The sequence below is a fragment of the Spirillospora sp. NPDC049652 genome, assembly GCF_040675125.1.
GTDB lineage: Bacteria > Actinomycetota > Actinomycetes > Streptosporangiales > Streptosporangiaceae > Spirillospora.
On the sequence record NZ_JBFAOF010000168.1, the window covers coordinates 1 to 10,528 of the forward strand.

At 73.1% G+C, this 10,528-nt stretch carries 8 protein-coding genes; 4 read left to right on the forward strand and 4 right to left on the reverse strand.

What is annotated here, in order from left to right:
- Positions 1-448: TetR/AcrR family transcriptional regulator (locus AB0J52_RS14180; protein ID WP_500182002.1), on the reverse strand; the 448-nt coding region annotated here is incomplete at its 3' end.
- 106 nt (positions 449-554) lie between these two features.
- On the opposite strand from AB0J52_RS14180, the gene AB0J52_RS14185 reads away from it, so the two are divergent.
- Positions 555-1,934 carry an aldehyde dehydrogenase family protein gene (locus AB0J52_RS14185; protein ID WP_500182003.1) on the forward strand — a complete coding sequence of 460 codons (1,380 nt, stop codon included), beginning with the start codon at positions 555-557 and terminating at the stop codon, positions 1,932-1,934.
- A gap of 112 nt (positions 1,935-2,046) precedes the next feature.
- Here the strand turns inward: AB0J52_RS14185 and AB0J52_RS14190 are convergent, their stop codons facing one another.
- On the reverse strand, positions 2,047-2,796 hold the full coding sequence (locus tag AB0J52_RS14190; protein WP_500182008.1) for a FadR/GntR family transcriptional regulator: 750 nt from the start codon (positions 2,794-2,796) through the stop codon (positions 2,047-2,049).
- 252 nt (positions 2,797-3,048) lie between these two features.
- Between AB0J52_RS14190 and leuA the strand changes: the two genes are divergently transcribed.
- Positions 3,049-4,713 (forward strand): 2-isopropylmalate synthase, encoded by a 1,665-nt coding sequence (gene leuA, locus AB0J52_RS14195; RefSeq protein ID WP_500182009.1) that lies wholly within the window; start codon positions 3,049-3,051, stop codon positions 4,711-4,713.
- 135 nt (positions 4,714-4,848) lie between these two features.
- Here the strand turns inward: leuA and AB0J52_RS14200 are convergent, their stop codons facing one another.
- Positions 4,849-6,435 carry an ABC-F family ATP-binding cassette domain-containing protein gene (locus AB0J52_RS14200; RefSeq protein WP_500182004.1) on the reverse strand — a complete coding sequence of 529 codons (1,587 nt, stop codon included), beginning with the start codon at positions 6,433-6,435 and terminating at the stop codon, positions 4,849-4,851.
- 277 nt (positions 6,436-6,712) lie between these two features.
- Between AB0J52_RS14200 and AB0J52_RS14205 the strand changes: the two genes are divergently transcribed.
- Positions 6,713-8,695 carry a Xaa-Pro dipeptidyl-peptidase gene (locus tag AB0J52_RS14205; protein ID WP_500182005.1) on the forward strand — a complete coding sequence of 661 codons (1,983 nt, stop codon included), beginning with the start codon at positions 6,713-6,715 and terminating at the stop codon, positions 8,693-8,695.
- 130 nt (positions 8,696-8,825) lie between these two features.
- Here the strand turns inward: AB0J52_RS14205 and AB0J52_RS14210 are convergent, their stop codons facing one another.
- Positions 8,826-9,677, reverse strand: a complete 852-nt coding sequence (locus AB0J52_RS14210; RefSeq protein WP_500182006.1) for a maleylpyruvate isomerase N-terminal domain-containing protein — start codon at positions 9,675-9,677, stop codon at positions 8,826-8,828.
- A 156-nt stretch (positions 9,678-9,833) separates the two neighbouring features.
- Between AB0J52_RS14210 and AB0J52_RS14215 the strand changes: the two genes are divergently transcribed.
- Positions 9,834-10,528: TetR/AcrR family transcriptional regulator (locus AB0J52_RS14215; RefSeq protein ID WP_500182007.1), on the forward strand; the 695-nt coding region annotated here is incomplete at its 3' end.

A 10,528-nucleotide genomic window follows, 5' to 3' on the forward strand; every position in this document is an offset into this window, starting at 1 on the left:
GATCGCCCCGCCGGACGGCGCGGTCGACGACCGCCTGCTCGCGGGCCAGGCGGTCGGCGAAGAACGCGCGGAAGTGCGCGGCCAGCTCCGGGTTCCCGACGGCGGCGGCGAGCGCCGCCCGCGCCGCGCCGCCCGCGCCGCCGTCCGCCGTGTCGTCCGCCGTGCCGTCCGCCTCCCCGGTGCCGACGAGGCGGAGCAGGCCGTCCACCAGGGCGGTGAGGTCGCCGCGCAGCGTGCCGGTGTCGGGCATCGGCAGGTCGAGGAGCGGGGCGTCGACGAGGGCCGCGCCGAGCAGCGCCGCCTTGGACGGCCACCAGCGGTAGATCGTGGTCTTGTTCACCCCGGCCCGCTCGGCGACGCCCTCCATCGTCATGCCCTCGAAGCCGTGCCTGGCCAGGTCGCGCAGGGCCGCGTCGAAGATCTCGCGCCGCCGCCGGGGTCCGCTCATGTGACGAGCATAATGCAACGCGACGTTGCGTTGCGTTCCTGTGGCGGGCTACCGTCCGAGGGGAGGGTGCGGCGCCGCGTCGCGCCCGTGAGGGGGGGTGCCCGGGATGAGCGCGAGTCCGGCCGAGGTCGTGGAGCGGTTGCGTGACGGGTTCAGGAGCGGGCGGACCAAGCCGCTCGCCTGGCGGCGGGAGCAGCTGCGCGGACTGCGGGCGCTGCTGACCGAGCGGGAGGCGGAGTTCGCGGCGGCGCTCAAGGCCGACATCGGCAAGGGCCCGGTGGAGAGCCACGCCTCCGAGCTGGGGTTCGTCGTCAACGAGGTCGACCACGCGCTGCGGCACCTGGAGCGCTGGACGCGGCCGGAGCGGGCCTGGGTCCCGCGTTCGCTGCTGCCCGCGCGGGCCCGGACGGTGTGGGAGCCGCTCGGCGTCGTCCTGGTCATCAGCCCGTGGAACTACCCGGTGATGCTGGCGCTGGCCCCGGTGGTGGGGGCGCTAGCGGCCGGGAACTGCGTCGTGCTCAAGCCGAGCGAGCTGGCCCCGGCGACGTCGGAGGCGCTCGCCCGGCTGCTCCCCCGGTACCTGGACGACACGGCGTTCACGGTCGTGGAGGGCGGGGTGGAGGAGACGACCGCCCTGCTGGAGCAGCGCTTCGACCACATCTTCTACACCGGGAACGGGCAGGTCGGACGCGTCGTCATGCGGGCCGCCGCCGAGCACCTCACGCCGGTGACGCTGGAGCTGGGCGGCAAGAGCCCGGCCATCGTGGAGCCCGGTGTCGACCTGGCCGCGACCGCCCGCCGGCTCGTGTGGGGCAAGTTCTTCAACGCGGGGCAGAGCTGCACCGCGCCCGACTACGTCCTCGCCGTGGGCGAGGGGACGGCGGGCGAGCTCGAACGCCACCTGGCGGACGCGATCCGCGCGATGTACGGGGACGACCCGTCCCGCAGCCCCGACTACGGGCGGATCGTCAACGAGCGCCACTTCGACCGCCTGACCGCGCTGCTGGACGGCGGCCGCGTCGTCGCGGGCGGCGGGCACGACCGGGCGACCCGGTACATCGCGCCGACCGTCCTCGGTGACGTGGAGCCGGACGCGCCGGTGATGGCCGAGGAGATCTTCGGCCCGATCCTGCCGGTGCTGAGCGTCCCGGACCTGGACGCGGCGCTCGCCTTCGTCAACGGCCGGGACAAGCCGCTCGCCCTCTACGCCTTCACCGCCGACCCGGCGTCCAAGCGGCGGGTGCTCGCCGAGACGTCGTCGGGCGCGGTCGGGTTCGGGCTGCCGAACGCGCACCTGACCGTCCCGGAACTGCCGTTCGGCGGCGTGGGCGAGAGCGGGATGGGCGCCTACCACGAGCGCCGCTCGTTCGAGACGTTCAGCCACGCCAAGGCCGTGCTCGACAAGCCGCTCTCCCCCGACACGATGCGGGTCGCCTACCCACCGTTCACCGCCCTCAAGGAGCGCCTGCTCAGAACGTTCACCTGACCGCCGCCGGTGAGGGCCGCGGCATCACCGTCTCGGCCCTCACCGCGCGGGCGGCTCCCGCTCTCGACCCGATGCGCTGCCGTAGGCGATCCCCTGCCCTTCGACACAGGCATCAGGTGCCCGAGGGCTTGTCGGGCGAGGTCCGGGTCGGCTCTCTTGAGGCCTGTGCGGTCCGCGCGGAGCGGATCAGGGCGAGGGTGCTCTGCACTTCCTCGTGCATGACGTGGGCGGCCAGGTCGTTGTCGCGGGCTCGGATGGCTTTGACCAGGGCCGCATGTCCGGTGTGACCGTGGTCCGGGGTCTCCTCTCGCAGAGGGACCATCCGCAGCAGGTCCAGGAGGCCGGCGCGGAGCCTGGGGACGAACGTATGAAAGAGGCCGGTCAGGACCGGGTTGTGAGCTGCGGCCACGACCGCTGTGTGCAGGGCGATGTCGGCGTCCACGAAGGTGGCGTCATCGGCCGACGCGGCGGCCTTCCTCGCCGCCAGCGCGCTTTCCAGTACGGCGAGGTCGGCGTCGTCCCGGCGGGTGGCGGCGAGCCGGGCCGCCTCGACCTCCAGGAGGGTCCGGACCTCGAAGACGTCGGCCACCGCCGCTTGGCGCAGCTTCACGTCCCAGCTCGCCACCGGCTCCAGAGCCAGCACGTACACCCCCGAGCCCTGACGCGACTCCAGGAGCCCGGCCCCGGCGAGGGCCCGGATGGCCTCGCGGACGGTGGACCGGCCGACCCCCAGGTTCTTGGCCAGCGTGGTCTCACCGGGCAACCGGGCACCGACCGGCCACTCTCCGGCGGTGATCCGCGCGCGGAGCAGATCAGCGGCCTGGTCGACCAGCGGACTACGGCGGAGGGGATCGTGGACCATGGCGCTCACTTGTCAGGTTGTCTGAGGAGTTGTTCTCGTCTAGCGTACCGCCCATGACGTTGCGCGGTCTGCTTCTCGGCGGCCGCGGCGGGAGCTGACCGGACCGGCGCCCCGCCGCGGAGGTTCAGCGCTGCCGGTCCACCCGACGTCACCGAGGAACGGTAGATGACCGCCAGCTTTCCGACCCTGCGCACCCCCGACGGCCAAGTGCCGCCTGACGCCCCTTCGTGGAACCGCCAGCGCGGCAGCCGCATGCCCTACGACCGCTACCGTCCCGCCCACGAACGCGTCGACGTTCCGCTGGGCGGCGTCCGCACCTGGCCGCACCACCGGATCGAGCAGGCCCCCCTCTGGGTCCCGGTCGACCTGCGGGACGGCAACCAGGCCCTGGCCGAACCGATGGACCCCGCCCGCAAGCAGCGCATGTTCGACATGTTCGTCGCCATGGGCTTCAAGGAGATCGAGGTCGGCTACCCGTCCGCCAGCCGGACCGACTTCGACTTCGTCCGGCGGCTCGCCGAGGAGGGCCGGGTTCCCGGCGATGTGACCGTGGTCGTCTTCACCCCGGCCCGCCGTGACCTGATCGAGCGCACCTTCGACGCGATCGAGGGCCTCCCCCGCACCGTCGTCCACATGTACACCGCGACGGCTCCCACCTGGCGGAACATGGTCCTGGGCCACGACCGGAACGAGCTGATGGGGCTGATCCTCGCAGGGGGCGAGGACGTTCTGCGGGGCGCGGAGCGGCACCGGGCCGGCGAGGTCCGCTTCGAGTTCTCGCCAGAGGTGTTCAACATGACCGAGCCGGACTACGCGCTGGAGGTGTGCGATGCGATGACCCGGCTGTGGGACGCCTGCCCGGACCGTCCGGTCATCGTGAACCTGCCCGCCACGGTCGAGATCGCCACCCCCAACGTCTACGCCGACCAGATCGAGTTCATGCACCGCAACCTGGCCCGCCGGGACGGCGTGATCCTCTCCGTGCACCCGCACAACGACCGCGGCACCGGCGTGGCCTGCGCCGAGCTGGCGCTGCTGGCGGGGGCGCAGCGGGTCGAGGGCTGCCTCTTCGGAAACGGCGAGCGGACGGGCAACGTCTGCCTCGTCACCCTGGCCCTGAACCTGTACACCCAGGGCGTCGACCCGATGCTGGACTTCTCCGACATCGACGAGATCCGCCGCACGGTCGAGTACTGCAACAGGCTGCCCGTCCACGAGCGCCAGCCCTATGCCGGCGACCTGGTCCACACCGCCTTCTCCGGCACCCACCAGGACGCGATCAAGAAGGGCCTGGCCCGGCACGCCGCCCAGCCGTCCCCGGACCGCGCCCCGTGGGACGTCCCGTACCTGCCCATCGACCCGCACGACCTGGGACGCTCCTACGAGGCGGTCATCCGGGTCAACAGCCAGTCCGGCAAGGGCGGCGTCGCCTACCTCCTCCAGACCGGCCACGGCCTGGACCTGCCGCGCCGTATGCAGATCGAGTTCTCGCGCGCCGTGCAGACCGTCTCGGACGAGGACGGGCAGGAGATCTCCGCCAAGCGGCTGTGGGAACTGTTCGAGCGCGAATACCTGAACCGGGACGCTCCCGTACGGCTGGTCTCCCACAGCTCCGTCGAACCCGGCGACGGAACGCACCACCTGGACATCGTCCTCGACATCGACGGCACGCGCGTCACCGCGACCGGCACCGGCCCCGGTCCCATCGCCGCCTTCGTGGACGCCCTCGCCCGGGCCGGGATCGGCGTGGAGGTCCTGGACTTCAGCGAGCACGCCCTGAGCGAGGGGCATGACAGCGTGGCCGCGGCCTACGCCGAGTGCCGCGTCGACGGCCGGGTCCGCTGGGGCGCGGCGCTGGGAGCCTCCACCCTCAACGCCTCCCTGCAGGCGGTCCTGTCCGCCGTCAACCGCCCATGAGCTCGCCGCACGCTCCACGAGTGCGCTGAGGCTCGGTCCGAGGCGCCGCGGGCGTGCAGCGGACGCGCTCCGGCGCGCACGGCGACATCACGCAAGGCGCTCTTCGAGTGTTCACGCGACCTCTCGGGGGCGGTGTCAGGAAAGGGCGATGAGGTCGGTGTGGTCGGGGCTCCAGAGGTCTTCGACCGCGTCGGGCAGGAGGAGGACGCGGTCGGGGTGTAGGGCCTCGACCGCCGCCTCGTCGTGGGTGACCATGACGATCGCGCCCCGGTACTCCGCGACCGCGCGCAGCACCTCGGCTCGGGACTCCGGGTCGAGGTTGTTGGTCGGCTCGTCCAGCAGCAGCACGTTCGCGGCGGACGCGACCAGCCCGGCCAGCGCGAGACGAGTCCTCTCGCCGCCCGACAGGACCCCGGCCGGCTTGTCGACGTCGTCGCCGTTGAACAGGAACGCGCCGAGGATGTCGCGTGCCTCCGCGGCGGCGAGGTGCGGCGCGGCGGCGGCGAGGTTCGCCGCTACCGACAGGGTCGGGTCCAGGGTGTCGTGCTCCTGCGCGAAGTAGCCGAGCCGCAGGCCGTGGCCGTGGACGACGCGTCCGGAGTCGGGACGTTCCCTGCCGGCGAGAATCCGCAACAGCGTTGTCTTGCCCGCGCCGTTCAGGCCGAGGACGACCAGCCGGCTCCCCCGGTCGACGGCGAGGTCGACGCCGGCGAGAACGTCCAGGTCACCGTAGGACTTGGTGAGGCTGACCGCGCCGAGCGGCATCCGGCCGGACGGGGCGGGCTCGGGCAGCCGGATCCGCGCGACGCGCGCGGTGCGCCGGACGGGCTCGGTGGCGGCGAGCATCCGGTCGGCGCGGCGGGCCATGTCCCTGGCACGGGTCGCCGTGGACGCGCGGGCACGCATTCTGTCCGCCTGCGCGTTCAGGGCGGCGGCCTTGCGCTCGGCGGCGGCGCGGAGCCGGGCGCGGCGGCGGTCGGCGGCGTCCCGGTCGGCGAGGTGGGTGTCCCAGCCGGTGTTGTGGACCTCCAGCGACGCGGTGTCCGGGTCGAGGCGCCAGACGCGGTTGACGGTCGCGGCGAGCAGCCCGGTGTCGTGGCTGACCAGGACGAGACCACCCTTGTGGGACGCCAGGAACCCGCGCAGCCAGGCCACCGAGTCGGCGTCGAGGTGGTTGGTCGGCTCGTCCAGGAGGAGGACGCCGGCCTCGCCGAACAGGACGCGGGCCAGCTCGACGCGGCGGCGCTGCCCGCCGGACAGGGTGCCGAGCGGCTGCCACCGGAGCCGGTCGGGCAGGCCGAGCCCGGCCGCGACGCGCGCCGCCTCGGCCTCGGCCGCGTACCCGCCGCGCGCGACGAACTCCGCCTCGGCGCGGGCGTACCGGTCGGGGGCGCCCGGGTCGCCGGCCGCGAGAGCGGTCTCGGCGGCGCGCAGCGCGCGGACGGCCTCGTCCAGCCGCCGGGCGGACAGGATGCGGTCGGTGACGGTCCGGGACGGGTCGGCGGCGGCCGGGTCCTGGGGCAGATAGCGGGCCGGGGCGGTGCGGGTGATCGTGCCGGCGGCGGGCGGGACGACCCCGGCGAGGGCCCTGAGCAGGGTGGACTTGCCCGCGCCGTTGCGGCCGACCAGGCCGATCCGGTCGCCGGGAGAGACGTGGGCGGTGACGCCGGTGAGCAGCGGGCGCGCTCCGGCGCGCACGGCGACATCACGCAGGGTGATCATGGGTAGGACGCTCCGAGTCTGGCTGAGGACACATGTGTGGCGTGGAAGCGGTGTCGCCAGCTAGGCAATGCGGGGCGTAGCCATGCGCGTCAGGTTAGGCGACGGCCCCCGGCGGGAGGCAACCGGTTTTCCCGAGGCAGGACGGGCCGGGCGGGGCAAGGGCAAGTTGTGCCCAAAAGCCGGGCGAGTTCCTCGGCCGGTGACGATGACCGGCGCGGCCGCCGCGAGGAACGTGTGGCACCGGAGAGATCACCGTTGCGGAACCCGGAGGTGCGGATTGCCCAGGCGGCCCCTCGCAAGGACGCGCCGGAGCGCGACCCTGGCGGCGCTGACCGGCGTCGCGGTCGTGGCGGCGGGCGCGGTGCCCGCCGCGAACGCGGCGCAGCACGCGGCCACGCCGAAGATCGTGGTGAAGAACGGCGTCACCCAGCCGGTCTTCTCCTACCAGGACGCGATCCGCGAGCACGTGTACGTCCAGACGAATTTGGACTCCGACCATGACGGCAAGCCGGACCGCGTGAACGTGGACATCGTCCGGCCGCGCGAGACCGAGCGGGGCCTGAAGGTCCCGGTCATCATGGACGAGTCGCCGTACTACGACAACGTCGGGCGCGGCAACGAGAGCCAGCGCAAGAAGTACGACGCGAACGGCGACCCGACCGCGTTCCCGCTGTTCTACGACAACTACTTCGTGCCGCGCGGCTACGCGTTCCTCGCCGTGGACATGGTCGGGACGACCCGGTCGGACGGCTGCCCGACCAGCGGCGGGCCGACCGACGTGCTCGGCGGCAAGGCCGTGGTCGACTGGCTGAACGGCCGCGCCAAGGCGTTCACGCCGGACGGCAAGCCCGTGAAGGCGTCCTGGACGACCGGGCACACCGGCATGATCGGCAAGTCCTACGACGGCACGCTCGCCAACGGCGTCGCGGCGACCGGCGTGAAGGGCCTGGACACGATCGTCCCGATCTCGGCGATCAGCAGCTGGTACGACTACAGCCGGATGAACGGCATCAAGTACTGGACGGGCGAGCAGGACGGCCTGGCCGAGGTCGTCGACACCGACGCGAAGACCAAGTGCATCCCCGAGCGCGCCTACCTCGGCAAGGCGCAGGACGACGGGACCGGGAACTACAACGCCTACTGGAAGACCACGGACTACCGGAACGGCGCGCTCACCAACGTCCGGAACGTGCGCGCGAGCGTCTTCGCGATCCACGGCGTGAACGACCTGAACGTGAAGGACGACCACTTCTCCGAGTGGTGGCAGGGGCTCAAGCGGCAGGGCGTCGCGCGCAAGGTGTGGCTGCACCAGCGCGGGCACGTCGACCCGTTCGACATCCGCCGCCAGGACTGGGTGAACACCCTGCACAAGTGGTTCGACCACGAGCTGCAGAAGATCCCGAACGACGTGCTGCGGGAGCCGCGCGCGGACGTCGAGGTCGGCCCGGACCAGTGGATCAGGCAGGCCGACTGGCCCGCGCCCGCCGCCCGGTCCGTCGCGCTGCGTCCCGGCGCGGACGGGTCGCTCGGCCTGAAGCCCGCCGCGCGCGGCGCCACCGGCTCGTTCACCGACCTGCCGGGCCCGGACAACGCCGGGTACACCGAGTCCGACCTGGCGTCCGACCCGACGACCGCCAAGCCGTACCGGCTGGCGTACGTGTCGGGGGCGGTGCCGAAGCCGGTCCGGATCTCCGGCACGCCGAAGGCGCGGCTGCGTGTCACGATGGACAAGCCGACCTCGGACCTCACCGTCCTGCTGGTCGACTACGGCACCGACACCCGGATCGACTACCTGGGCGCCGGCTCCGGCATCACGACGCTGGCGACCCGGAGCTGCTTCGGCGAGAGCACCGCCGAGGACAGCGCCTGCTACCTGGACACGCGGACCAAGACCACGACCGCGCCGCTGAACGTCGTGGCGCGCGGCTGGATGGACGCCTGGAACCGCTCCTCACTGAGCCGCCAGGACCCGCTGACGTCCGGGAAGTACTACACGATCGGCTGGAAGACGCTCAGCCAGGACTACGTCCTCAAGGCCGGCCACCGCCTCGGCCTGGTCATCGCGGGGACGGACTACGACAACACCACCGAGACCCCCACGGGCGCGAACGTGACCGTGGACCTCGCGGGCAGCTCGGTCAGCGTCCCGGTCGTCCTCGCGCCGAACGGCGTGACCGCCCAGGTCGCCCCGGCCCCGGCGGCCCCGTGGCGCGGGCCGTCCAAGGTGGACCTGCCGCGCCAGCAGCGGAGGTTCTACTGATCCTCTGACCGGTTCCGCGTCCGGGACGCGGAACCGGGCCAGTTGAACGAATCGGCAGAACGAACCGGAGCCCCGGAGACCGTCGCAGGTCTCCGGGGCTCCGGCGCGTCCGGGGGCAGGGCCTTCCTGGTCAGGGCACGCGGACCTTGCGCAGGAAGACCGGCAGCAGCCACGGCCTGCGCCCGCCGACGCGGACCCGGCCGGTGAGCAGCGCGCGCGGCTTGGACAGCCGCCCGAACATCATCATCGTGAACGCGGCCGGGTCGAAGCGCAGCCGGACGTCCGGGGTGCGGCCGGGCTCCTCGACGCTCAGCTCCCCGTTCCGGAGGACGAACGTGACCGGCGTGGTGTACGCGGACCGGAACTCCACCACGACCGGGTCCTCGCGCGGCGGCCCGCCGCCGTCGAGCAGGGCGCCGACGTCGTTGCGGGCCAGGCCGACGATGAAGTCCTCGAAGAAGTAGGACGCCTCGCGCGGCGGGACGCTCCAGGGGCGGCCGAGGGCGCGGGCGATGTCGTGGCCGTGCTGCAGCAGCTCGTTCACCAGGTGCGCGAACAGGCCGGGGATCGGCAGCCGCGCGCCGCCGATCCAGCCGACGGTCTCGGCCGTGTCGCGGCCCTCGGCCAGCTCGTCCATGGTCTTGACGCGGCCGCGCAGGTCGGCGGCGAGGACGGCGAGGTCGCGTTCGGGGAGGGCGGCGAGCGTGGTCTCGTTGAAGGCGTGCACGCCCTCGACGTTGCTCGTCGCGAGCCAGGTGTCGAAGCCGGGGATGGGGGGCGGAGGCGAGGACGGGTCGAGGAGCCCGACGTCCATCCAGGCGATCGCGGCGACGTGGGCGGCGGCCTCGGCGACCGTCCAGGCGCCGTCCGCGCGGGTTCCGGGGTCGGGGGCCGGGCCGGCGGCCGGGTCGATGAGGTCCGCGAACCGGTCGGTGGTCTCGCGGAGCGCGGCGCGGACCGCCGCCCAGTGGGAGGGAGTCATCTTCGAAGATGACCACGATCCGGCAGGGGGAGCAACCTCGAAGGGGTGCCGGACCCGGCCGCTCGGCTAGCCTCGGGAACCGATGATCAGCCCCGTGCACGCGTCCACCTGCCGGTACGCGCCCCGCCCCGGCACCGCACGGCGGGGAGGCGCCCGTTGAGTCCACGCCGTTCCGACCCCGACCTCCGCCCCGTCCTCACCGAGATCGCCGCCCGGCTGCTCCACCAGGAGGGCCCCCGCGCGCTGACCGCGCGCCGGGTGGCCAAGGAGGCGGGCTGCTCCACGATGATGGTCTACACCCACTTCGGCGGGATGAGCGGACTCGTCCGGGAGATGGTGCACCTCGGCTTCGCCCGGCTGGAGCGCTGCTTCACCCGGGTCGCGCAGAGCCCCGACCCCGTCTCCGACATGGCCGTGTACGGGCGCGCCTACCGGCACAACGCGCTGGCCAACCCGCACCTGTACAACGTGATGTTCGGGGCGTCGTCGCTGCCGGTGTTCTCGCTGTCGGACACCGACCGGCAGTACGGCCGGTACATCCTGGTCGACATCGTGCACTGCGCGAAGCGCTGCATCTCGGCCGGGCGGTTCGCCTGGACCGACCCCGAGCTGGTCGCGCACCACATGTGGGTCACCATGCACGGGCTGGTCAGCCTGGAGCTCGGCGACTACCTCACCGAGCCGTACACCGCCGACGCCTGCTTCGAGACGCAGCTTCCCGCGCTGATGGTCAGCGTCGGCGACGACCCGGCGGCGGCCGCCCGCTCGGTGGCGGCGTCCCGGGACCGGTTCGGCCCCCACGGCCCCGACGGCCCCGACGGGGCACCTGACCCCGTCCGGCCCGGCCCGGC